Raw genomic sequence first — 23686 nt, 5'->3', positions numbered from 1 at the left:
AGGTAGACGTTTTTCGAAGATCACTCCTGAGTTGCAGGGCAGAAAAGCCGCAATTGGCTCAGTAAGCGCTGACGGGCCTTCCCCGTAATCGGAAGAACATATGTTAGTATGTTGTGTAGCAGGTGGTTTAACGAAGATATTTTATCTCCGTCCTGATACAGGACGGAGTTTTTTTTTATGGCTCTCGCCCCAATTTGCAGGGCAGACATTCGTAGCAAATCCAAAGGAGGAACCAACAAGATGTGTAAGGACAGCAACACAGTAGAAATCAGATGGCATGGCAGAGGCGGCCAGGGTGCGAAGACGGCCTGCCTGCTGCTGGCAGACGTCTGCTTCAGCTCGGGGAAACAAGTTCAGGGATTTCCTGAATACGGTCCAGAGAGGATGGGGGCGCCGATTACCGCCTACAACAGAATTTCAGATGGACAGAACAGAGTCCACTCCAACATATATCACCCCGACTATGTCGTCGTAGTAGATGAGACACTGCTTCACTCCGTCGATGTGACAGCGGGGCTTTCAGAAGATGGTGCCATCATCATCAACAGCAGCAAAGAACCAACTGAGCTGAGAGAACTGCTCGGCGGCTACAAAGGAAGAGTCTGCACCGTTGACGCGGAGAAAATTTCCGTTGCAACTCTGGGGAAAAACTTTCCCAACACCCCGATGCTTGCGGCAACGGTCAAAGTCAGCAAGGTCGTAGAAAATGATAAGTTTTTGCAAGATATGGAAAGCTCTTTCAGACATAAGTTCGCGTCAAAACCGAACGTCATTCAGGGCAATATGGAAGCGCTGAAAATGTCCATGGAAGAAGTAAAAGTTGGTTAAGGAGATATCCCGATGATAGAGGCAAAGAATATAAACGAACAGAGCCCTTGGCAGGAACTGACTCCGGGAGCGGAGATTTATGAGCCGGGCACATCAAAATTAGTAAATACCGGAGAATGGCGGGTTCTGACTCCCATTTTCGACGAAGAGAAGTGCAAACACTGCATGCTGTGCGTCCCATTTTGTCCGGACATATCCATTCCTGTAGAGAATGGAAAACGGCTCGAGACAGATTTTTTCCACTGTAAAGGATGTGGCATCTGCGCTAAGGTCTGTCCTTTTGATGCGATTACCATGGGAAAGGAGGAAAAGTAAATGGCAATAAAAGATAGGATGAGCGGCAACGAAGCTGTCGCTTATGCGATGAAGCAGATCAACCCGGATGTCATGGGGGCTTTTCCGATCACTCCTTCCACGGAGATTCCGCAGTATTTTTCAAAGTACATCGCTGACGGAGAGGTAGAGACAGAATTTGTCGCAGTGGAGTCGGAGCATTCCGCCATGTCTACCTGTATCGGCGCATCAGCAGCCGGGGCCAGGGCTATTACGGCGACTTCATCAGCGGGACTGGCTCTGATGTGGGAGCTGCTTTACGTTGCGGCGTCCAGCAGACTGCCTGTCACCATGGCGGTAGTAAACAGAGCTTTGACTGGACCGATTAACATCAACAACGACCATTCTGATTCCATGGGCTGCAGAGACAGTGGCTGGATTCAGATTTATGCGGAAAACAATCAGGAGGTTTACGATAATTACATACAGGCTATGCCCATCGGTGAGCATTGCAGGCTGCCGATTATGATCTGCCAGGACGGTTTTATCACCAGCCACGCGGTAGAGAACATCGAACTGCTGGAGGACGAGAAGGTGAAAACCTTTGTCGGGACATATGAGCCGGAAAATTATCTTCTGAAGAAAGAAAACCCTCTGGCAGTAGGCCCTTATGGCATTTCACCTTACTATATGGAAGTCAAAAAGGCCCAGGCAGAAGCCATGAAAGAGGCGAAGGCGAGAATCATAGAGGTTGCAAAGGAATATGAGAAGGTTTCAGGCAGAAAGTATGGACTCTTTGAAGAATACAGGATGGAGGATGCAGAATGTGCGGTGGTGGTCATCGGTTCTTCTGCAGGTACTGGAAAAGACGCAGTAGATGCTCTGCGTGATGCCGGCAAGAAAGTAGGATTGATCAAACTGCGTGTCTTCCGCCCGTTCCCGATGGAAGAACTAGCTTGTGCACTGTCAAAAGTCAAAGCTGTGGCTGTCATGGACAAGAGCGAAGGCTTCTCCGCTTGCGGCGGCCCTGTCTTCGCGGAGACCAGATCGGCACTGTACGATGCTGCGAAGCGGCCGATGATGGTCAATTACGTCTATGGCCTCGGCGGCAGAGACGTTACAGTCGATACCTTTGGGGAGATTTACAGAGCGCTGTTCGAAATGATAGAAACTGGTGAAACAGGTGAAGTGTACAGACATATCGGTGTCAGAGATTTGGAGGAGCAGAAGTCATGAGCTACAGTTTGAAAACAGAATTAGAGAAGAAAGAGAGACTGGCGCCGGGTCACAGACTCTGTGCAGGCTGTGGTGCAGGTATTGCGGTCAGCGGCGTGCTCCGCGCATTAGACGAAGGTGACAAAGCAGTCGTTTCCAACGCCACCAGCTGCCTGGAGGTTTCTACTTTTATTTATCCATATACCGCCTATGAGGACAGCTACATTCACAGCGCCTTTGAAAATGCGGCGGCTATGACCGGCGGTGTGGAAACCGCATACAAAGTGTTGAAGAAAAAGGGCAAAATTGATGAAACTTATAAGTTCATCTGCTTCGGCGGAGACGGCGGCACCTACGACATCGGATTTCAGTCGCTGTCAGGGGCTATGGAAAGAGGCCACGACATGGTCTATGTCTGCTATGACAACGAGGCATATATGAACACAGGTATTCAGCGTTCTTCCGCAACCCCACGTTTTGCCGATGCGACGACGACGCCTGTGGGCAGAGAGTCCTACGGCAAAGTACAGAACAAAAAAAATCTGACTGAAATCATGGCGGCACATAACATCCCTTACGCTGCCCAGACCACCTTCTTAGGCGATTTCAGAGATTTACATACAAAATCCCATAAAGCAATCTATACTGAAGGTCCTTGTTTCCTCAATGTTCTCTCACCATGCCCCCGCGGCTGGCGGTACGAGATGGAGGACCTGGCTGAAATCTGTAAATTGGCGGTGGATACTTGTGTATGGCCGCTCTACGAGATTGAAGATGGCGTGTGGAGACTCAACTACGAACCGGCAAAGAAGCTGCCTGTTGAGCGCTTCCTCGAAAAGCAGGGCAGATTCAAGCACATGTTTGCAAAGGGCAACGAATGGATGATCGAAGATGCCCAGAAATACGTCGACGATCAATGGGAAAAATTGAAAAACAGGTGTGAATAACCTCGTTATATGTAACTGCCCCGCAGCTCTGTCTGCCGGGCAGTTTTTTTGACCAGAAATATCGTGAAAAGACCGTCTCCTTATCTTAAGAATTCTTAAGTAGTGTTTTTTCGCGATATCCGCTATAATAGAAATAGAATACGTAATAGAAGGAAGGGAAAGAACATGACGAAAGATAGAAATCGTTCCATCGCTGTGATTGCCATGCTGGCTTTGGTCATAAGTCTGATACCGTCAATGGCTTTTGGCGCCGCGAAAACGGTGAAAGCAGTGACGGGACTGGAAGTATATCAGATGTCTAACACCAGCGCAGAACTCAATTGGGATTATGTCAACGGTGCAGAAGGATATAAAGTCTATAAGGCTGCCAGTAAGACCGGCAGATATACCCTTGTGAAAACCATTACAAGTGGAAAAAGGACGACCTTTACCAGCAGAAACTTGAAGCTGGGGAATACCTATTACTTTAAGGTCAAAGCGGTGGACACCATATATGGAAAGAGAACCCTGAGCAAAAAATTCAGCAACATCGATTCGGTAAAGATGGAGCAGTGTATACCAGATTATACTATTGATTTCCCGAAGAAGCTAAATGAAGACGGCAGTCTGACCGTCACCATCACCAACAAGAGCAAAAAGGAAATCCAGCTTGCAGCATCCCCAGTCATTTTCAACGACCTGAAGGATTGGAGCAAGGACGGGATTCTCTTAAAGGCAGTCAGATATGAGAATCTCAATACAGGGGATGTAGATACCGAATATCTGAATTATCCTTATTCTCTATTAAAAGGGGAGTCCGTGAAGGTCACCTATGAACTGAACAAAGAGCTACAAGGGACGGTTTCTGGAATCAAAGGAGAGGAAACCCCGAAAGCCATCAATTACAAAGAAGGTGGAGAAGGCTTTGCCATTGGCCTCACCTACAGAGGACAATTTTTCTATATGGCGATACAGTATCCGGACGGACAGAAGTTGATGACTTTGGACGAGTATCTGCAGGAGATTCTCGATTCAATGGACGCAGCGAACTGAAATTGAAAAATAGGCAACACCTATTTAGAAAAAAATCTAAATAGGTGTTGCTTTTTGTTTGCTGTCGTGTTAGTATCTATTTAGAAAATTTTCTAAATAGATATCGGAGGGGGTGATTTTCGTGGGACTTCCGGAAACGTTTAAGGCGTTATCTAATCCGGTACGGCGCGATATTTTGATGATGCTGAAGAGCGGCAGGATGCCTGCGGGAGAAATAGCTGAGAATTTTGACATGACCGGGGCTACAATATCCCATCATTTGAGCCAGCTAAAAAATGCGGGTCTGATATTTGAGACAAAAGAAAAGAACTATATTTATTATGAACTGAATACGACAGTATTTGAAGAACTGATGCTGTGGTTTTCACAGTTCAAGGGAGGCGACGATAATGAAGGACTATAAAAAAACATTGATTATTTCATCTGTGGTATGCCTGCTGCCCCTGGTCATATCTGTGGCAGTATACAGCAAGCTGCCGGATCAGATTGCGATACACTGGGATGATGCGGGAAATCCAGATAATTACGCGGCCAAATGGCTCGCAGCTTTTGGGATGCCCCTATTTCTGCTGGCGATTCATCTGATTGGCATGATTACCATCCTTCACGATCCGAAGAAAAAGAATCAGTCCAATGCCATGCGTCTGCTCAGCTTCTGGCTGGTACCAGTGCTCAGCGTGATTGTAGTGCCCATCACGCTTTTAATCGGCATGGGGCGGGATATTCCGATATCGACGGTCGTCACCATGATTGTCGGCATCGTGTTTATCGTTACGGGAAATTATCTGCCGAAAAGCAGACAGAATTATACGATTGGCATCAAGCTTCCATGGACATTGGCGGATGTGGATAACTGGAACAAGACACACCGTCTGGCAGGGGCGTTGTGGATATTAGCGGGTGTCTTTGTATTAGTCAAGCCGTTTCTGCCAATACAGTCAGGCCTTTGGTTTTTCTCTGTTCTGGCGGTCATGGTCTGCCTGCCAGTGCTCTACTCGTTTATTTTATATCTGCAAAAGGGGAATCGATAAATGGATCAAAAGCAAAGCTTGATGGACAGTTTTTGATCGCCATACTCAGCATCGATGGAACCGCCCATTTCTTCCGTCAATGCCTTTGCGATTGCAAGACCCAGGCCGGTGCTTTTCCGGCCGGTCTCGACAGTGAAGAAACGGTCAAATAGGCGGGCAGCGGTAACGGGCGACAAGTCGGAAGTGGTATTGGTAAAGGCGATTTCGCAGAAATCATTCATGGTAATTGCGAGGTCGCCTTCACTGTATTTTACTGCGTTACTGATGAGATTGGCAAAAATTCGTGAAAGAGCACCCGGATCCAGGTGCCGCAGCACTTTATTTTCGGGCAGTGTAATGACGGGGGTGATGCCCCTTGCTGTCAGTGCACTGTAACTGGCGGCGATGCTGTCTGCCAAAATGGCGTCAACTGCCACTGTCTCCGGTTTCAGATTTTCTTTGGTGGAGACTACGACAGAATAGCGGAAGAGTTCTTCCGTCAGCTGTTTCAAAACCTCCGTGCGGTTCTGGATTTGAGCCAGATAACGACAGGCATCCTTGGACTTTTCCTCGTCTTCCAGCATATCTAAATAACCGCAGATTGCTGTCAGCGGCGTGCGTAAGTCGTGAGAAATATTGGTAACTGCTTCCTTCAATTCTCTGTCGCCATGCAGATAACGCCGGCGCTCTTTTCGAAGCAAACGAAGCTCCCGATTGATTTCGGCTGCCAGCCGTTTCATGGCAGGGTCGCTGCTGGAAATACAGATCAAAGCGTTTGTCTCTTCTGTCAAAGCGAAATCAAGCTGCCTGCAGATTTCTTCCGCCGACTTCTTCATCAAGTGAACTTTAGCTATCAGGACAAGGGTTGTGATGCCGAGCGCCAGGCTCAGCAGTATGAGAACTGTTACCATGGGAACTCCTTATATCTGTTAAGATCAAAAACAAAGTAGTCCGATTTCGGACTATTTTGTTTTTGATAATAGGTATGTTTGTTTATCGAATGTCTTTTCTGCCAAATAAAAACATTCCAAAGGCGTTTGTGACAAAAATGATGACGGCTGAGTACAGCGGCATCAGCTTTAAGTGGAGGGCTGACTGTCCGGAAAGCTGCAAACACTGGCCAGAAGGCAGAAAATCGATGATAAATTGGAATATCTTTCTCGCGCTGCCTGCAATGTACTGCTTGTTGGGTACTGTTTCCGTGCGCGTCTGCCCATCGACCATCTGGTACACTTCAACCATAGGAGGACCTTCCAAACGCTTCATCAGGTAAAAACAGAGAAACATGGAAGCCATGACGATGATGAGAGCCAGACACACGCACACTGTTTTATTCTGCAGCACCATGGCAAGCATATTGAAGACTGCAGCGTAAGCGATGATAGCCAGCAGACCGTCTGCCATCAAAAGCAGCAATGTGCCGGTTTCTGATTGAAATCCTCCGAAAAGGGGAATACCGATCAGGGCGGTCACGACCAGATAAACCAGGTTGAAAAAAATACCGCAGAATACACAGGTAATGAAGTTGGAGAGATAGATGTCTTTCCTTCTGTGACCGACGATCAGTTTGTTGCGCAGAGTGCCGTCGCTGAATTCTGTGCCGATGAACATGGAACAGAAAGCGGCCATGACGATACCGGGCACCGCGACAAAGCCTGAAACTCCAAAACTGTTGAGGAAAAGGGCGTCCATGGGAATCTGCGTATCGTTGATATCCATGCTGCGCCAACCGGCGGCAATGGTGATGACGGCATATAAAATCGTAAATAGTAAAGCAACCTTGAATACAGTATCCTTTTTTAGACGGCCGAGATTGGCACTTAATAATCTACTCATGCTGTCCACCTCCGATCAAAGTCACATAATAGCTTTCCAAGCTTTCATCTTTTTCTCTGACGGCGTTGACTTTACAACCTTCGTCCGCCAAGGCCAGGGTCAGTTCTGTGATATTTATTTCACCGAACAAATCAGCCTGATTGCCTGGAAGAATGGTATACTCCAGCTGCAGTCTGTCGAGAACGCGGGCGAAAGCTTTCGTATCTGTCACTGTCAGTTCCATACATTTACGACAGGCCTTTTCCAAATCTGCTGCGCTGATTTCTTTGATCAAACGGCCGCTGTCAACAAATCCATAGTGGGTGGCCAGCTTTGATAGTTCGTCCAGAATGTGGCTGGACATCAGAACAGTCATCTGATATTTGTGGTTCAGCTTCAAGATCAGTTCGCGCATTTCAATGATGCCCTGAGGGTCGAGGCCGTTAGCCGGCTCATCCAGAATCAAAAAGTCTGGGTCTCCGGCCAGAGCGATGGCGATGCCCAGGCGCTGCCGCATGCCGAGAGAAAAGTTCTTGGCCTTTTTCTTGCCGGTGTTTTCAAGGCCGACGAGAGAAAGCAGTTCCTCGATCCCCTCAAAGGATGGCAGGCCCAGGACGCGATACTGCATTTTGATGTTGTCTTCTGCGCTGAGATCTTGATAGATGGATGGAGATTCTACCACCGCCCCTATGCGCCTTCGCACTTCGCTGATCTCGGGAGAAGTATTTTCCTGACCATAGAGGGTGTAAGTACCTCTAGTTGGATGCTGCAGACCGCAGAGAAGGCGAATCAAAGTCGTCTTCCCGGCGCCGTTTCTGCCCACAAGGCCGTAAATGGCACCTTTTCTGATGTGCATCTGCAGATTGTCAACTGCCTTGAAATCCCGGTATTGTTTTGTCAAATTATCAGTCTGTAAAACGTAGTCCATATTTTCATACCTCACTTTTGATTTGATACTGAGATTCTAGCAGGCAGGAGTTAAGAAAACGGTTAAGGTTCTGGTTAAGAAATCGTAAAGATTTATTTTTTCTGCAGTTGAAAACCGATGCCCCAAACCGCCTCGATGTAGTTTTTGCCTGTGCTCTGGCGGAGTTTTCTGCGCAAGTTGCTGATGTGAACCTTCAGAGAACTTTCCATGCAGTCGGGGGTGTCATCACTGATACGGTCCAATATTTGATTCTTCGTGATGACCTGGGCTGGGTTTTGCATGAGCATCTTCAGTATGGCATATTCCGTCTTCGTCAGGTGAATCATTTGACCGCCTGCAGTGACCTGGTGCCGATGAAGATCCAGAGAAAGTTCGTCAAAGTGCAGCACTGTCCGATTGACCGGCTTTTCTATGTTTCTAAGCTGGACCGCGATACGGGCCAGCAGTTCCTTGGTATCAAAGGGTTTTGTGATATAATCTGCAGCGCCGGACAGAAGCAGGTTTACTTTGTCCTGGGTATCTGCTTTGGCGCTGACGACGATGACGGGAACTTGTTCGATTTGCGAAAGAACCTCTTCGCCGCTGAGGCCAGGCAGCATCAGATCCAGAAGAATCAAGTCAGGCTTTTCGCCAGCCAGAAGCAGCAGCGCTTCTGTTCCAGAGTAGGCGCGCTGTACTTGGTAGCCCTCTCGCGTGAGAAGTTCCGCGAGCATATCGCTGATAGATACATCGTCATCGATGATGGCTATTTTCTTCATTTTGTATTACCTGCCTTTATTTTGATCTGTAACTGAGTGATGTATTCCGATTCGACGCTGGTGTCGTGATTGTCGATGATGTAAAGCTCCATAGGATCACCGTCTGCAGCCAATCCGCGCTTTTCAAGATCTGTAAAAAGGGATTTCCAGGCTACAGGAATGCGGTCATAACCGCCTTTGACGGTGGTGCAGAGGTAGTCTCCTCCGGCAATGACCGTGTCAAAATCATCATTTTCACCCATGATACAAAAGACTGAATTGAAGTGCCCGTAATTCCCCTGACGGATGTAATCCAAAGGGATGGTAGCACCCATATCGCCGTTGCCGATGATGTATAGCTGATCCTCATTTTCCTTTTGCAGCTTTTTGATGACAAAATCCAGGTCTGCATCTCGATAGACGTTCTCTGAGAGTTTGAGAATTTTCCGCGGCAAAAGCGATTTGATTTCTATTTGACCAAAAGTGGCTTCTGCCCGCAGGTGGTCCTGAATTTCTTCTATTCTGTCGGCGAGCTGGGTTTTCAGGCTTTCCAGGCTTTTCACTTTTTGGTCGATGGTGTCGATTTCCTCTTGAAATAGATTGAGGGTTTTGGCTACGTCAAAATCGGCGAGGTGATTTTTGATTTCAGCCATGGAAAAACCGATGGATCTGAGCTCTCGCAAAATATTCAAGGTCCTGATATCATTGATGCTGTACATCCTGTAACCATTATCGTCCCGGCGCGGTTTTAATATGCCGATTTCCTCATAATATCTGAGGGAATCTGTGCCAATCCCGTATAATTTGGATATTTCTCCAATTTTATAATATTCTTTCATATTTTTTAATAAACTCCTTTACATTGGTATTATACCAAGGTTTATATACGGTTGTAAACCTTTACAACTTGTTTAGACGGGACTATTATGATAAAATATGAATATAAGGAGTTGTGATATGAGAATATATTTGGATAATTGCTGTTATAATCGCCCATATGACGATCAATCACAAATGCGAATCAATTTGGACACGCAGGCAAAATTGTACATTCAATTAATGATTAAAGATAAAAAAATTGAATTGGTTACTTCATATGTTTTGGATTTTGAAAATAGTAAAAATAGAGTGATACAAAAGAAATTAGCAATTTCAACGTTCATGGAAGAAAATGAATCATATTATGTCGGAGAAGAGCGACAGGATGAAATCAGAACGATGGTCAGACAGATTATGGACACAGGTGTAAAGGAAAAGGATGCCGCGCACGTAGCATGCGCAATTTATGCCAAAAGTGACTATTTCATTACTACAGATGATCGCTTGCTAAAATACACATCTGATCAAGTTAAAATTTTAACGCCAGGAGAGTTTATCAGAGAAATCGAGGTGAAAGCAAATGAATAATACTGCAGAAATCATGGATATGGGGATAGCCTGCTTGATTGATCAACTGGGAGTTGTCAAAGCAGAGCAATTCATTGCTGCAATAAAGAGGGATGATTTTGACTATACAGTTTGGCAGAGAGAATACTTTGACGGTATGCAGCCGGGCGATTTTTTATTGAAAGCCGCGGAATACGGAAAAGAACATCCACATAAAGGAAAAGGAAGAAGGGTATAATAATAATTCTACTGAAAGCCGGGAATCTCTCTCGGTTTTTTATTTTTTTAAAAAACTCCTTTACATTGGTATTATACCAAGGTTTATACTGATAGTAAAGATAATGATAATACGACAGGAGTTGTTAGTATGACGAAGAGTACGAAAAAAGAAATAAAAAATAGATTTATCAAATATGTCATTCCATCGGTGGCAGCCATGTGGGTGTATACCATCTACACCATGGTTGACGGCATGTTCGTAGCCAGAGGCGTGGGAACGACAGCTCTGGCGGCAGTAAATATCGCCATGCCATTCATTAACACCGCCTTTGCTCTCGGCATTCTGTTTGCAGTAGGAGCAAGTACCAAGGCATCTATTTACAAGGGTCAGGGCAATATGGAAAAGGCGAACAAAGTGTTCACCATGAGTACCGTCACGGTCTTTGGATTAGCTTTGATCGTCGCCATCGCAGCGCTCTTGAACTTGGAGCGTCTGGCTCTGATGCTGGGTGCCGACGAGGCGACATTGCCATATGTAAAAGATTATCTGGGCATCATTATCCCTTTCGTCGTGTGCTATATGACCAGCTATAACTTGGAAGTGCTGATCAAAGCTGACGGCTATCCGCAGAAAGCTATCGCAACGACACTGGCAGGTGCAGCCACAAATATCATCCTGGACTACGTATTCGTCATGGTTCTCCACTGGGGTATCAAAGGTGCGGCTATTGCAACCGGTATCTCACAGCTGATGACCTTGTCCATCTTCTTGGCTCATTTCTTGTCTAAGAAGTCGCAGTTCAGTTTTGTTAAAATCAAGTGGAACTTTAAAGAAGTGGCTTCAATGGCAAAAATTGGAGTGGCGGATTCTGTGACAGAGTTCTCCGTGGGTGCGATCATCTTTCTGTTCAATAATACATTGATCAGAGTTTCCGGTAATGACGGCGTAGTGATCTACACAGTCATCGCTTACGTTTCGCAGTTGATTTTGATGACCATGATGGGCGTCAACCAGGGCATGCAGCCCCTTGTCAGTTACTATCACGGCAGAGAAGAACACAAAATCCACAAATATATTCTGCGAATTGCATTACTGGTTGCCGGCACAGCTTCTATCGTCGCTTTTGCCTGGGGCGTGCTCTATCCAAACCCTGTGGTTGCCGTGTTTATCGATAGGAGCGCAGACGCAGTATTATATGAAAATGCAGTGGATGCCTTTAAACTGTTCTCCTTCTCTTTCCTGCCGCTGGGTGTCGTGGTGATTCTGGCCGGTTACTTTACGGCGCTTGAGAGACCAAAGTCGGCTATGACCATTTCCATCTGCCGAGGCCTGGTGCTGGTAGTCATTTCCCTGGTCATCATGACGATGTTGTTTGGGGAAATCGGAATCTGGCTGTCCATGGGCGTTTCGGAAACCATCGCCCTCATTCTGGCAGTCACTATGTATAAGAAAAAACTCCAATAAAATAGTAAAATAAAATAAAATCCAGAAAAATGACGACGTGAGTCGTTATTTTTCTTTTTTGAATTGGCAGAATCTAGCTTGTTTGCTGAAAAGAAGTGAGTGGTAAAAGTGCACTATAGAATATGCAGTTCATGGTTATACTAAGAGATATAGAAAAAGAACATAAATTTTTAGGAGGATTTAAAAATGAATGAAGAGAATCGTATCTCATCAGATAATTCGCTGAGTCTCAGCAAGCTGGTAGCCATGATTATCGGCTCAACCATCGGAAGCGGTATCTTTACGACTACAGCAGACATGGCCAGCGGCGGCGCGCACACAGGCGCGGTACTAGTCGGCTGGGCAATCTGTGGTGTCGGTATGACTGGACTGACCATGTGTTTCTTTGGTTTAAATAAGCTAAGGCCGGATTTAACCAATGGCGTATATAGCTATGCCAGAGAAGGCTTCGGCGAGTTCGTAGGTTTTAATTCTGCCTGGGGTTATTGGGTCAGTGCGCTTTTGTGCAACGTGTCCTATACGACTCTGCTGTTTGGCGCATTAGGATATTTTTTCCCAATATTTGGTGAAGGCAATAATTTGATTTCGATTATCTGTGCTTCAGCAGTCATCTGGGCAATCAATCTATTGGTACTGCGCGGAATTAAGGAAGCCGCCGCTCTCAATGTCATTGCTACGATCAGTAAGATGGTCCCGCTTTTGGTCTTTGTGATTGCCGTAATTTTTGTCGGCGCATTTGACTGGGACACTTTTACGAGCAATTTTTGGGGAGATGGCACAATGCCAGTGATAGATCAGGTGAAGGCGACAACAGCTGCCACGGTCTGGTCCTTTATCGGAATTGAAGGAGCCGTAGTCCTGTCCGCCCGCGCGAAGAAATCCAGCGATGTGGGCAAAGCTTCTATGACTGGTTTCCTAGGCATCTTTATCATCTATGTATTGGTAGCGGTGATGAGCTTAGGCGTTATGACGCCGGAAGAAATGTCCACCTTGAAGAACCCGCAGATGGCTGGCATTTTAGAAGCTGCTGTCGGTCCGTGGGGTGCTACCTTGATCAATATCGGTGTCATTCTATCATTGGCTGGCGCGCTGCTGGGTTGGACGATTATCGCTGCGGACTGCCCATATTCTGCGGCAAAACAGGGCGTGTTCATGAAGGCCTTTGCCCGCGCGAACAAAAACGACTCACCATCTTTTTCGCTTTATATGACCAACGGCATCATTCAGCTGTTTCTGATCGTGATCTTTTTCAACGATTCCACTTATCAGGCATTCTATGGATTGAGCACGCTGATGATCATGGTGCCATATCTGTTCAGTGGTTTGTACTACGCCAAGGTTGCCTTTAAAAAGGAAGGTCTGGAGCAAAGTTCTGCCAGCCAGGTTGCCTGGGCCAGGTTCTTCGGCATCCTCGGTTCTGTCTATGGTTTCTGGATGCTGTATTCTTCGGGTCTGTATATGCTTCTGGTTACGACGGTACTCTACGCGCCGGGCATCATCGTCTACGCCCTGGGCAAAAGAGAGAACGGCAAAAAAGTCTTTGAAAAAAAATACGAGGTGTTTATCGCTATCGCCTTGGTCGCCTTAGCAATCCTATCACTGGTGCTGATCGCGAGAGGCACCATCAATCCGTTCTAAATGGAAACAAAGGATCACTTATTATTAGCTAGGAGACTCGCTGCGGCACTGCATTTGGGTTATGGTCAAAAAATCGCGTTCATACTTGGAAACTTAGTGCCGGATATCAACCCTCTGTCCTATTTATCGCTCAGCTGTGAGAAAAAATTTGACGGTCATTCTTACGAGTACAGAAGGGGGTTCATTGAAAAGTCTCTCAAGATGTCTAGCTGCAGCCGATGGATTGATTGGTATCGAGGTGGAGTTGCAGTCCACTACCTTGCAGATTCCTTTACCAGGCCTCACAATCGGAGCTTCTCCTACAGGTGGAAAGAGCATGTCACTTATGAGCACAGCCTCCATCAAAAGTTCCAAGGCCAGGTGAAAGAGCTGAAGAAACTCAATCTTGAATTTGGAGATCTGACAATACCGGGTTGGTATGAGGAGCAGCATGGGCGCTATCTTAGGGAGAGCAGGGGATGTAATGAAGACTGTCAGTTCATTATCCAGATCACGGCAGAATTCTGCAATCACCTTGACCGTTTATAAAAGAGCTTGATACGAAAGATCAAGCTCTTTCTTTATAACATAGGAAATATCGTCCAAAGGACGTATTTCCGTATGTTTCAAAGAACGTACCTTGCGAAGAGTCGCCCCCTTGTGGGCGACATGTGGAAATAGGAATCTTGGATTCCGTCATTTCCACGTTTTTTACTTCCATTGGTTCATAAATACAAAATGCGGGCACCTCATAGTAACATGAGATGCCCGCAGGATATACCGTGCCAATTTTGATATTAGTTCTTGCTCTTCTGATCGTTTATGATTTTGACGATTTGAATCAGCAGCGTCGGCGCAAAGGCCAGACCACAGATCCAGCCGATTTGTGCACCGGTCAGAGATGCAATGAGGAAAGCTTTTGCAAAGAACGGGACAAGCAGGATTGCAAATAATAAAATTGCACCGACAACAAATGCCCCGATGGTGTATATATTAGTAGTAATTCCAAGGCGGAAGATAGATTGTTTTCCCCTGGAGTTGAAACCGTGCCAGAGCCTTGCAAGGCATAGGGTTGCAAAAGCCATAGTGGATGCAGTCACTGCGCTGGTCTGCAGGCCTACATAAAAAGCTGCAATGGTGGCAGCACCGATTGCCAGCCCCTGCAGGCCGATCTGGAGCAGCGTTTCTCTGGTCAGAACTGACTCATTACGCGGGCGTGGTTTGTCGTGAATCAAGGCCGGGTTGGATGGCTCCATGCTGATGGCCAGAGCTGGCAGGCTGTCTGTAATCAGATTGATAAACAGAAGCTGTACTGCGGTAAACGGAGAAGGCAGTGCCATGATTGAGGCGAAAAGCACGACCAGAATTCCGGCTGTGTTCCCGGATAACAGGAACTTGATTGCGTTCTTAATGTTTGCATATATATTTCGGCCGTTGAGCACGGACTTGATGATTGTCGCAAAGTTATCATCAGTTAAGATCATGGAAGCGGAGTCCTTTGCAACTTCAGTTCCCGTAATTCCCATGGCGACACCTACGTCGGCACTCTTCAGCGCCGGCGCGTCGTTGACGCCGTCGCCAGTCATAGCAACGATGCAAGCTTGATCCTGCCAAGCCTGCACGATGCGGATTTTGTTATCCGGACTGACACGGGCATAGACGCTGATGTGAGAAAGCTTTTCATTGAGCTCATCATCGCTCATGGCATCTAATTCTGTACCGGTAACTGCGATATCCCCCTCTTGCAGGATACCGATTCGTTTCGCGATAGCAGAAGCTGTGATTTTGTGATCCCCTGTAATCATGATCGGCTTGATGCCGGCTTCCATGCAGTCAGCAACTGCCTGAGCAGATTCTGCTCTTGGTGGGTCCATCTCAGCAACCAGGCCGAGGAACTCGAAATTGGATTCATCGTCGAATTTTAACTCTCCATCGGAAGCCATGTTTTTGCGGGCGAAAGCCAATACTCGGAGCCCTTGGTTTGAAAGGTCAAAGTTAGACTGACGGATCTTATCCTTTTCTTCCTCACTGAGAGAAGCGGTACGTTCCAAAATGACATCCAGAGCGCCTTTGGTGTACATGATATATTGGCCTTCAATATTGTGAAGGGTGCTCATCAGCTTTCGATCTGAGTCAAAAGGCAGTTCGGACAGTCTCGGCAGAGCAGCTTTTACCTGTTCATAGTCGTCGTGTTTTGTCATATAATAGTCGACCAGGGCTGTTTCCGTTGGGTCGCCAGCAGTAGCACCATCCACAATGGCTGTATCATTGCAGAGAATGGATGCCTGCAGCAGGGCGTTTTCCTTTTCTCCATCTGCCAGCACCTGTTCCACTGTCATCTTGTTCTGGGTCAGCGTGCCCGTTTTGTCAGAACAGATGATGGAAACACAGCCCAAACCCTCTACCGCATTGAGCTGTTTGATGATGGCATTTTGATCCGCCATTCTCGAAGTCCCGATGGCAAGAGAAATCGTGATGATGGAGGAAAGCGCTTCTGGAATTGCAGCTACAGCCAGAGCCACGGCAAAGAGCAGAGAATCCGCAATGGCCATTCCTCTGTAGACGTTGAGTGCAAAGACGACAGCGCAGATCAACATAATGCCGATCGAAAGTTTCTTGCTGAAATTGTCCATCGTGATCTGCAGCGGCGTTTTTCTCTCGGCTGTGTTGTTCATCAGGTCGGCAATTTTTCCCAGTTCTGTATGGATGCCGACACCAGTAATGACGGCCAATCCTCTGCCGTAAGTAACTAAAGAGCCAGAGAAAACCATATTGGTCTGATCGCCTAAAGCAACTGCGTCACCATCGATGACTTCTGTCCTCTTATCGACCCCTTCTGATTCACCAGTAAGAGAACTTTCATTTACCTTTAGTGAGTAGCTTTCGATGATACGTCCGTCACCGGGAACAACATCGCCGGCTTCCAGTCTGACGATGTCTCCGCAGACTAGTTCAGCCGCGTCGATTTCCTGTGGCTGGCCATTTCTGATCACCTTTGCCACTGGCGACGACAGACTTTTTAAGCTTTCGAGAGATTTTTCCGCTTTCACATACTGAACGGTACCCAAAATAGCGTTCAGTATCAAAACGGCGATGATGACCGCGGTACTTTCAACATTTCCTGTAGACATGGATATGATAGCGGCGATAATTAAGATGATGACTAGCAAATCCTTGAACTGCTCAAGAAAAATCGTAAAAACACTCTTCTTCTTCTTTTCGTAGAGTCTGTTTTCCCCATATTGCTCTCGGCTTTTTGTCACCGCGCTTTCGTCAAGACCGTTCTTTGTGGTCTGAAACTCTTCTAGGATTTCTTGAATTTGTTTGTTGTAATACATGTTAACCTCCTCCTCTAAACTCATTATGCCCAAGTCTCTCAGATATTAAAAAAGAGACTTCTGAGATAGCCTAAAAAGCTATCTTAAAAGTCTCGCTATTTCAAGTAAACGCGGATTACCGTGGTAATCGTACTGACGCATTTTACTGCAGCATGTGCTGCCAGCTACTCCCCTTTAAACATAATACGCTAGGGTATTTATTTGTGTGATTAAGAATATATCACTTTTTGGCTGGCAGTGCAAGTGGTTTTTTGAAAAAAATGGGTTTCAGTCTAAAGTATGATAGAGACAAAGGTGCCATCTGCGGCTTCTACATGAACGATCTCCAGACCTTTGTTTTCTATAAGAATTTCTCTGCATATTTCGTAAACGAGAAGAAAATTCTCCCTGGAGACGAGCCGATCGTAGGGGAGGGGAACATTTTTTCTCATCGCGGCAAAAGCCTGTTCGGGCATGACTTTGATGGCAGCGCCGGCGAGGGCTGTAGGCACTGGCAGAAAAAATTTGAAGTTCCCTGACCGTATTCTGATTTTCATAACGATGCCCCTAGTCTACGAATACGCGGACGGTGGTGCCGTCTGCAGCAGATACGTTGACAAAATCGCCTTGAATTTCTTCGTCCAGACACTCGCCGATGGCATCCATCATAGAAGCCAGATCGACACCCTGCAGACTTTCTTCTGGAATCGGCAGCTTGCCAGTGACCTGCAGAATCTTTTTAATTGCGCCTACTGGAAACTGTACATTGACTTTGTCTCCCTGCACGCTGTCCACGATGATGCGAAACATTTTTTTATCGTAAGTCTGTTTCTGTGGGAGACCTGCTGTTTCCTCCACGCCCATAGCGCTCATCAGTTCGGCAGCTTCAGCTGCGGTAATGGTTCCGTCTTCTACCATTTTTAATATTCTCATTTTCTCTTCCATTATTGTTTCCTCCAATTCTCTATTTAAGCCGTGTAATCGCTTCTTCTGCGGTGATTTCACCCCGCTCCAGCAGCTTTAAAACTTCTTCTCTCTTCAGTGCTTCTTCGTCTTGATGTGCTTCTTTCTCATATCCCAGTTTTTTGATTACGCCATCTAGTTTGGAGCGTACGGTGGGATAGGAGATACCCAGTTCCTTCTCAACTTCTTTGATGTTGCCGCGGCATTTGATAAATGTCTCTGTAAAAAACAACTCTTCGTCAGACAAATAGTCGAATTTGCTGAGTGCAAAGTCATTTTCAATCACGGTCTGGCATTCGCTGCACTGTAAGCGTGTTACCTTGAGTTCGTGATTACATACAGGGCAGCGGCTGATAATCTTCTTCATAATGTCACATCCCTTCTGTAATTAATAATATAGTCCTATCGATTCAAAAAGTCAATATAAAAATTAATATTTTTAATTATATTATTAAATATATTAATTTTATGGTTGAAATATGAAAATTTTGGCGATAATGGATGAGAGACTCTTGACAAAATCAGTTAAAAGATCTAAAATGTATTAAATGAATCGTTCATTCATAAACTGCAAGCAATAGAAAAGGAGTCGGAGAGAATGGAAAGAAGAATTGATGTAATAAGAAGAGAGGCGACGAAACTGTTCCTACGTCAAGGTTATGCCAAGACGCAGATCAGTCATATCGCTGAGGCCGCCTCCGTTTCGGTGGGCACCATATACCACGATTTTGTCGGCAAGAAGGAAATCCTGCATTATATCTTGAAGTGCACGATAGAACCCCAGTTTGCGGAGCGGGAAATAAAGCGCCCTATTACTGATGAACTGTTTGCAGATCTCGATGAGGAAATCATTGCAACCCTCAGTGCATCGCAAAATTCCTTCTCTTCCCGTCTTCAGGATGACGATTATACTTTTGAGGAAATGGTATCTGATGCTTTTGACCTGTTATCAAAATATGCCGCCGGCTGTCTTTTTATCGAGAGAAACCAATACGAGTTTAAGACACTAGCTGGATATTACAATCAGAGTCGCGAACAATTTTTTAAGACCATGGAAAAGTATCTGCGGGGTTTTATTCAAAGAGGCCAAGTGCGCCAGGTTGCAGATGTAGCCTTGATGACGACTCTGATTGTGGAGCTGCTGACTTGGTGGACTATGGACAGGAAGTATATACCTTATACAGAAAATGACATTTCTGACCAGATGGCAAAAGCAGTCTGTCTGGATAACCTGATCGCAGCCTATCAGCTAGGCTGATTTTTAGCTGGGAGGCCGACGCCTTCCTAATTTATTAACAGGAGTGTGAATGAACTATTCATTCAAAACGAAAGAGAGGTAATAAGATGAATAAAAGAATGCTGTTGTACCCGATGCTGTGCATCGGTCTGCTCTTGTTGACAGGCTGCGGAGGGAAAGATACTTCTCTGATAGAGAATGAAATGCAGTTTTCATTGAGCAATATTTCAAAAGTGAAAATATCCTATGATGAGGAAAAAATCACATTTAAACGTGGCACGGACAATCAATTGGTCATAAAAGAATACATGAGTGAGAACAAGAAGCCCTATCGGGCAAAGGTCAGAGAAAAGGGCAGGTCAATCGAAATCCAGGAGGGCGGTAAGCCTCTTTTTGCAGGAGATTTTGAACGTTATATAGAAGTTTATCTGCCCCAGTCTTACGATCAGGAACTTGTGGTGACATCAACCGATGGAGATATCGACATGACTGAAATAGATCAAGAACTGGAATCCTTATCAATCGACAGCACAGAGGGCACAGTGAGGCTGGGAGATGTAGAGGCCACCGCGGTGAAACTGAGCACCACCAGGGGAACCTTGGATTTTGATCACCTGCAGGCTCAGCGCATCCATTTGGAGACGACGGAGGGAACCGTGCGAGGCGATGAGGCAGATGGCAATATCAGATATACGACAACCCACGGAGATTTTGATGTGAAAACAATCAGGGGCAGCGGAAAATTTATGGTAAATAATGAAGGCACGCTGCAGGTAGACTTTGCGGAGATAACAGGAGACATCTGGCTGTATAACAAAAACGATAAAGTTCGTTTATCCATACCGAAGGAGCTCTCCTTCTATTTTGAGGCTGCGACGAAGAACGGCAGCATTTCGACCAGCTTTGATAAAGAGCTGAAAGCTGGTGAACAAAGCCTTGCGGGCACAATCGGCGATAAAGCTGAGGTCACGATCAGAGTAGAGACTAGAAATGGTGATATAGATGTGATACAATAGTCCCCATGAAAGAAGATCATTTTTTACTGGGTCAAATAGAAGATAAGATAACCCAATGCGAAAACAAATACATAGCGACACATACTGGATTTCTGGACAGTCATCAGCAGTCTTTGGCTAGGATTTATTGCCGCAAGGCGCATATCCCTACCTTTGATGCCGAGCCGCAAGGAGACGCTCTTCCACCAACCCGTTCTATCTTTTATGGCGGTCATGAAGAAGCAGAACGGGTGATTTTAATCAATCTGCCAGATTACGCAAAACTTTCAGATTACGACCCGCTGACGGTGATCAGAGCTGCAAAGGCCGAAGGTGGCCGTGAGCTGACCCATCGCGATTATCTGGGATCTTTAGCAGCCTTAGGTATTAAGAGGGAACTGCTGGGTGATATTTTGGTGCGCGAAGACGGGGCGGATATCATCGTCTTAACAGATATTGCCGATTTCATTTTGATGAACTATTATAAGGCAGGGCGAACCAATCTTTCCCTGTCGCAGCATCCGGTCAGCGAGTTGATCGTACCGCCGTTAAAGCGCACGACGATGACCGATACCGTAGCATCTCTGCGGCTTGACAGCGTCATGGCATCAGCTTTTGGTCTGTCTCGCGGCAAGGCTGCCGAGGCAATCGGCCGGGGACTGGTCTTTGTAAACCATGTGGAGGTGATCAAGCCGGATTTCCAGGTGAGCGAGGGCGACAAACTGACCCTGCGCGGAAAGGGAAAGGCCTGCCTGATAGAGGTCGGCGGCAGATCGCGAAAAGACAGACAGTACATCACCATAGAAAGATATTAAAAACCCTGCACCGGCTTTGCGCCAGTGCAGGGCTTTTGATTTCTCGTTATATCTTGCAAGTGCTACATCTTCTTTTCTTCTTCATATCTTTTGACCTTGCCGGTAGTGGTTTTGATCATCTCCTCATCTGTGACGATGACACGGAGCATGTGTTTGTAAGTCGGCAGTTCATCGTTGATGGTGTCGATGTCTTTCTTGATGATGGCCTCGATCTCCGCCGGATCATCTGTACCATAAGTCTCTTTCATATAGTCTGGCTTGTAGACAATCTTAGCGCAGAGGGCCAGGTCTTTGTGGTCACCGTCTTTGTGGCGAGGCTGCCCAAAGACCATATTTTCTTCCACATAAGGGAGATTGCTGACCAGGATTTCCAGCTCTTCTGGATAGACGTTCTTACCGTTTTTAAGAACGATGACGTTTTTCTTTCTGCCGCGAATAAAGAGATAACCGTCCTCATCTACAGAAGCCAGGTCGCCGGTATGCAGCCAGCCATCTGTCAATACTTTTGCCGTTTCTTCTTCGTTTTCATAGTAGCCAGCCATGATGTTTGGTCCGCGGGCAATCAGTTCGCCGATGCCTTCCTCGTTAGGTTGGTCGATTTTTACTTCCACGCCTGGCAGCGGTTTGCCGATGGAGCCAGTCTTTCGCTCCCAGGTATTTTCCGCTGAAATAACTGGCGCGGCTTCTGTCATACCGTAACCCTGTACGGCGGTAATGCCGAAGTCGTTAAATCCCTCCAGCGCGACAGGGTCGATGGCGGAGGCGCCGCTGATAACATAACGCAGTTCTCCGCCCAGTTGGTCAAGAATCTGCTTAAACAGCTTGCGGCGCACGTCGATGCCAAAACGCAGTAAAAGCTTGGAAACCTTGAGGCCGAAGGCCACTTTCTTCTCTAGACCTTCTTTCTTGACCGTCTGCATGATCTTCTTGTAGATAGATTCAATCAAAAGCGGTACGCAGACGAACATGGAAACCTTGTATTCCACGATGTTTTTTTGCAGATATTTGAGGCCGTCACAGAAGGTGGTGGTCACGCCTGCCGCCAGCATGACGACCTGGCCTGTGGAACCGAAGGTATGGTGGTAAGGCAGGAAGGCCATGTTGATGTCACCGTGGCGAATGTCTTCTGTCTGCAGCATGGCGTAAACGTTGGCGGTGATGTTGTGCTGTGACAGCTGTACTGCCTTTGACAGGGACGTGGTGCCAGAGGTGAAGAGAATGATGGTGGTTCCATCGGCATCGATGGGCAGATTGAGATACTCGTCAAAGCCGCCCTCCAAGGCGCTGCGCCCGGTTTCCATCATTTTGTTGACGCTGTCATAACCTTCGATGTCGTCCATACAGATGTATTCGGTCACTTTGGTGTTGTTCTTTTCTTTCAGTTCTTCGACGGTATCCAGATGGGCTTTATCAAAGATGAGGATGTCTGCGTAGCTTCTCTCCAGGGAAGATTCCACCTCGTCATAGGGAAGTCCTTTGTCCAGGGGAACACAGATACCGATGCCGCATAGAGTCGCAAAATAACCCAGCATCCACTCGTAGCGGTTTTTACCAATGATGGCGATGCGCTTGCCCAGGTATCCTTTTTTTAGCATGGCGGTTCCCAGATAGTTGACGTGGTCGCGGAAGTTTTCAAATTTTATATGTTCGTAGGATATGTCTTTTTTATTTCGCTTGTGTTTTACGATGAAAGCATCGTCGCCTCTATAGGCGTCGGCTCCGTAATTGATCAATTCCCTGAAATCTTTGTGGAAAACAGATGCAAAGACGGGTTTCAAATGTTTGATCTCTTTCAATGTTATATCTCCTTATTACTCTGTACATAGTTATTAAAACTATATTACCTTATTAAAAACACTTTGTCAACGGTTGACAATGACTTTCTCATGTGGTATTCTTCATTTATCTGTGGAATATTCCACTTGACATTTATTTTACCTGCTTGTTCTGAGAATTGTAACATGCGCGCTGTTGGCTCACGGTACTTTTGTGCTTTTTGGAGTGATTGGAAGCCTCCTGCACAAAAATCGGCCAGAGTTCCTTTGCCTTTTGACGGATGAGGCTGAAACTTGCGACATGATTTGCTCTGGGAGGGCAGCTCGGTTATTTTTTACTTCGAATTGACGTTTTCTGATGAGCAAAAATATTATTAAAGATAACCGAAATGGTAAATAAATCTAAATATGCCACTAGTGTATGAAAGATCATGGGGATATTTTGTGCAGGATTTATAAAAATGTTTCAAAAAGTACAAAATCAGCGTGGAGAGACTCGCAAAAACCTCATGAGAGGTCACGGCAGACTCCAGCAAATCGTAATCGCTCATATAATCAATCATACACAGAAAGGATGAAGAATGGGTAGAACTAGAGGATTAGAACAATTTAGACTGCCGAGATGGGAGGAACTGCCTTCTATGGATCTGTATTTGGACCAGGTCCTTTCTCTGCTGGACGAATGGCTGGGCGACTATCTCTCCTTTGACGGAAAGAAGATCATGACGAAAACCATGATTAACAATTACGTCAAGCAGAAGTTTATCGCACCGCCGGTCAACAAGAAATACGACAGGGTCGCCGTGGCTTCTCTATTTGTCATTGCCATTTTGAAGCCTGTTTATACTATAAATGAGATATCTCGACTGATTAAAATGGCTTTGAGAGCTTCTGAGAAGGAAATATCTTATAATCAATTTTGCCAGCTGATCGAAGAAGCGGTAGAGCACGCTTTCCACGGAACTTCCATGCCAAAAAAAGCCAATCCAAACGATCCGCGAGACCTTTTCTGGAACGTCTGTAATTCCTTTGCCTGTCAGCTTTACGTGAGAAATATCTACTTGCAGTCCCACAAGAAAGATGATAAACTCAAAGAGAATGTTTCATTTTAG

Annotated in this window: 26 protein-coding genes; 16 read left to right on the top strand and 10 right to left on the bottom strand. The window is 46.1% G+C overall.

What is annotated here, in order from left to right:
• Positions 1–240: 240 nt before the first annotated feature.
• The 7 genes from ACMQ5W_RS13515 to ACMQ5W_RS13485 all read left to right on the top strand — a co-directional run bounded on the left by ACMQ5W_RS13515 (position 241) and on the right by ACMQ5W_RS13485 (position 5326).
• Positions 241–828, top strand: coding sequence for a 2-oxoacid:acceptor oxidoreductase family protein (locus tag ACMQ5W_RS13515; protein WP_148492436.1), 588 nt, complete (start codon positions 241–243; stop codon positions 826–828).
• 12 nt (positions 829–840) lie between these two features.
• Positions 841–1143 (top strand): 4Fe-4S binding protein, encoded by a 303-nt coding sequence (locus ACMQ5W_RS13510; RefSeq protein ID WP_148492437.1) that lies wholly within the window; start codon positions 841–843, stop codon positions 1141–1143.
• A complete protein-coding gene (gene porA, locus ACMQ5W_RS13505) occupies positions 1144–2337 on the top strand; it encodes a pyruvate ferredoxin oxidoreductase (protein ID WP_419025621.1) in 1194 nt (397 codons plus the stop codon).
• Positions 2334–3263, top strand: a complete 930-nt coding sequence (locus tag ACMQ5W_RS13500; protein WP_067539158.1) for a thiamine pyrophosphate-dependent enzyme — start codon at positions 2334–2336, stop codon at positions 3261–3263. The genes porA and ACMQ5W_RS13500 overlap by 4 nt, the downstream gene beginning before the upstream one ends.
• 165 nt (positions 3264–3428) lie before the next feature.
• Positions 3429–4295, top strand: coding sequence for a fibronectin type III domain-containing protein (locus ACMQ5W_RS13495; RefSeq protein ID WP_419025620.1), 867 nt, complete (start codon positions 3429–3431; stop codon positions 4293–4295).
• A 121-nt stretch (positions 4296–4416) separates the two neighbouring features.
• Positions 4417–4698, top strand: coding sequence for an autorepressor SdpR family transcription factor (locus ACMQ5W_RS13490; RefSeq protein ID WP_419025619.1), 282 nt, complete (start codon positions 4417–4419; stop codon positions 4696–4698).
• On the top strand, positions 4685–5326 hold the full coding sequence (locus ACMQ5W_RS13485) for an SdpI family protein (RefSeq protein WP_419025618.1): 642 nt from the start codon (positions 4685–4687) through the stop codon (positions 5324–5326). The genes ACMQ5W_RS13490 and ACMQ5W_RS13485 overlap by 14 nt, the downstream gene beginning before the upstream one ends.
• A gap of 5 nt (positions 5327–5331) precedes the next feature.
• On the opposite strand, the gene ACMQ5W_RS13480 is transcribed toward ACMQ5W_RS13485, so the two are convergent.
• The 5 genes from ACMQ5W_RS13480 to ACMQ5W_RS13460 all read right to left on the bottom strand — a co-directional run bounded on the left by ACMQ5W_RS13480 (position 5332) and on the right by ACMQ5W_RS13460 (position 9624).
• A complete protein-coding gene (locus ACMQ5W_RS13480) occupies positions 5332–6216 on the bottom strand; it encodes a sensor histidine kinase (protein ID WP_419025617.1) in 885 nt (294 codons plus the stop codon).
• Between the two features lie 82 nt (positions 6217–6298).
• Entirely contained in the window at positions 6299–7141 is an 843-nt protein-coding gene (locus ACMQ5W_RS13475; RefSeq protein WP_419025616.1) for an ABC transporter permease subunit, read from the bottom strand.
• Positions 7134–8048 (bottom strand): ABC transporter ATP-binding protein, encoded by a 915-nt coding sequence (locus tag ACMQ5W_RS13470; protein ID WP_419025615.1) that lies wholly within the window; start codon positions 8046–8048, stop codon positions 7134–7136. Before ACMQ5W_RS13470 ends, ACMQ5W_RS13475 begins: the two co-directional genes overlap by 8 nt.
• Positions 8049–8140: 92 nt before the next feature.
• Positions 8141–8806: a response regulator transcription factor gene (locus ACMQ5W_RS13465; RefSeq protein WP_419025614.1), complete on the bottom strand. Its 666-nt coding sequence runs from the start codon at positions 8804–8806 to the stop codon at positions 8141–8143.
• The gene (locus ACMQ5W_RS13460) at positions 8803–9624 is read right to left on the bottom strand and encodes a MerR family transcriptional regulator (RefSeq protein WP_419025613.1); all 822 of its coding nucleotides are present in this window, start codon (positions 9622–9624) and stop codon (positions 8803–8805) included. The genes ACMQ5W_RS13465 and ACMQ5W_RS13460 overlap by 4 nt, the downstream gene beginning before the upstream one ends.
• A gap of 118 nt (positions 9625–9742) precedes the next feature.
• Between ACMQ5W_RS13460 and ACMQ5W_RS13455 the strand changes: the two genes are divergently transcribed.
• The 5 genes from ACMQ5W_RS13455 to ACMQ5W_RS13435 all read left to right on the top strand — a co-directional run bounded on the left by ACMQ5W_RS13455 (position 9743) and on the right by ACMQ5W_RS13435 (position 14021).
• Entirely contained in the window at positions 9743–10192 is a 450-nt protein-coding gene (locus ACMQ5W_RS13455) for a hypothetical protein (RefSeq protein WP_419025612.1), read from the top strand.
• A complete protein-coding gene (locus tag ACMQ5W_RS13450; RefSeq protein WP_148492448.1) occupies positions 10185–10409 on the top strand; it encodes a hypothetical protein in 225 nt (74 codons plus the stop codon). Before ACMQ5W_RS13455 ends, ACMQ5W_RS13450 begins: the two co-directional genes overlap by 8 nt.
• Before the next feature lie 129 nt (positions 10410–10538).
• The gene (locus ACMQ5W_RS13445; RefSeq protein WP_419025611.1) at positions 10539–11855 is read left to right on the top strand and encodes an MATE family efflux transporter; all 1317 of its coding nucleotides are present in this window, start codon (positions 10539–10541) and stop codon (positions 11853–11855) included.
• A gap of 186 nt (positions 11856–12041) precedes the next feature.
• The gene (locus ACMQ5W_RS13440) at positions 12042–13493 is read left to right on the top strand and encodes a basic amino acid/polyamine antiporter (RefSeq protein ID WP_419025610.1); all 1452 of its coding nucleotides are present in this window, start codon (positions 12042–12044) and stop codon (positions 13491–13493) included.
• Complete coding sequence (locus tag ACMQ5W_RS13435) at positions 13494–14021, top strand: zinc dependent phospholipase C family protein (RefSeq protein ID WP_419025609.1); 528 nt, start codon at positions 13494–13496, stop codon at positions 14019–14021.
• Positions 14022–14269: 248 nt separating this feature from the next.
• Here the strand turns inward: ACMQ5W_RS13435 and ACMQ5W_RS13430 are convergent, their stop codons facing one another.
• The 4 genes from ACMQ5W_RS13430 to ACMQ5W_RS13415 all read right to left on the bottom strand — a co-directional run bounded on the left by ACMQ5W_RS13430 (position 14270) and on the right by ACMQ5W_RS13415 (position 18119).
• A complete protein-coding gene (locus ACMQ5W_RS13430; RefSeq protein WP_419025608.1) occupies positions 14270–16810 on the bottom strand; it encodes a cation-translocating P-type ATPase in 2541 nt (846 codons plus the stop codon).
• A 272-nt stretch (positions 16811–17082) separates the two neighbouring features.
• Positions 17083–17346, bottom strand: a complete 264-nt coding sequence (locus tag ACMQ5W_RS13425; RefSeq protein ID WP_148492453.1) for a hypothetical protein — start codon at positions 17344–17346, stop codon at positions 17083–17085.
• Between the two features lie 10 nt (positions 17347–17356).
• On the bottom strand, positions 17357–17734 hold the full coding sequence (locus ACMQ5W_RS13420; protein ID WP_148492454.1) for an SHOCT-like domain-containing protein: 378 nt from the start codon (positions 17732–17734) through the stop codon (positions 17357–17359).
• A gap of 19 nt (positions 17735–17753) precedes the next feature.
• Positions 17754–18119 carry a DUF2089 domain-containing protein gene (locus tag ACMQ5W_RS13415; RefSeq protein ID WP_148492455.1) on the bottom strand — a complete coding sequence of 122 codons (366 nt, stop codon included), beginning with the start codon at positions 18117–18119 and terminating at the stop codon, positions 17754–17756.
• 231 nt (positions 18120–18350) lie between these two features.
• On the opposite strand from ACMQ5W_RS13415, the gene ACMQ5W_RS13410 reads away from it, so the two are divergent.
• The 3 genes from ACMQ5W_RS13410 to ACMQ5W_RS13400 all read left to right on the top strand — a co-directional run bounded on the left by ACMQ5W_RS13410 (position 18351) and on the right by ACMQ5W_RS13400 (position 20799).
• Positions 18351–19010, top strand: coding sequence for a TetR/AcrR family transcriptional regulator (locus ACMQ5W_RS13410; RefSeq protein ID WP_419025607.1), 660 nt, complete (start codon positions 18351–18353; stop codon positions 19008–19010).
• An 86-nt stretch (positions 19011–19096) separates the two neighbouring features.
• A complete protein-coding gene (locus ACMQ5W_RS13405) occupies positions 19097–20005 on the top strand; it encodes a DUF4097 family beta strand repeat-containing protein (RefSeq protein WP_419025606.1) in 909 nt (302 codons plus the stop codon).
• A gap of 5 nt (positions 20006–20010) precedes the next feature.
• Positions 20011–20799 (top strand): RNA-binding protein, encoded by a 789-nt coding sequence (locus ACMQ5W_RS13400; RefSeq protein WP_419025605.1) that lies wholly within the window; start codon positions 20011–20013, stop codon positions 20797–20799.
• Between the two features lie 62 nt (positions 20800–20861).
• On the opposite strand, the gene ACMQ5W_RS13395 is transcribed toward ACMQ5W_RS13400, so the two are convergent.
• A complete protein-coding gene (locus ACMQ5W_RS13395) occupies positions 20862–22595 on the bottom strand; it encodes an AMP-binding protein (protein WP_419025604.1) in 1734 nt (577 codons plus the stop codon).
• Between the two features lie 560 nt (positions 22596–23155).
• Between ACMQ5W_RS13395 and ACMQ5W_RS13390 the strand changes: the two genes are divergently transcribed.
• A complete protein-coding gene (locus tag ACMQ5W_RS13390) occupies positions 23156–23686 on the top strand; it encodes a DUF1836 domain-containing protein (protein WP_419025603.1) in 531 nt (176 codons plus the stop codon).

The organism is Emergencia sp. (assembly GCF_048465375.1).
Taxonomy (GTDB): Bacteria; Bacillota; Clostridia; order Peptostreptococcales; family Anaerovoracaceae; genus Senimuribacter.
The sequence above is the reverse complement of the archived record's forward strand: the minus strand, read 5'-3'. Positions and strand labels throughout refer to the sequence as shown.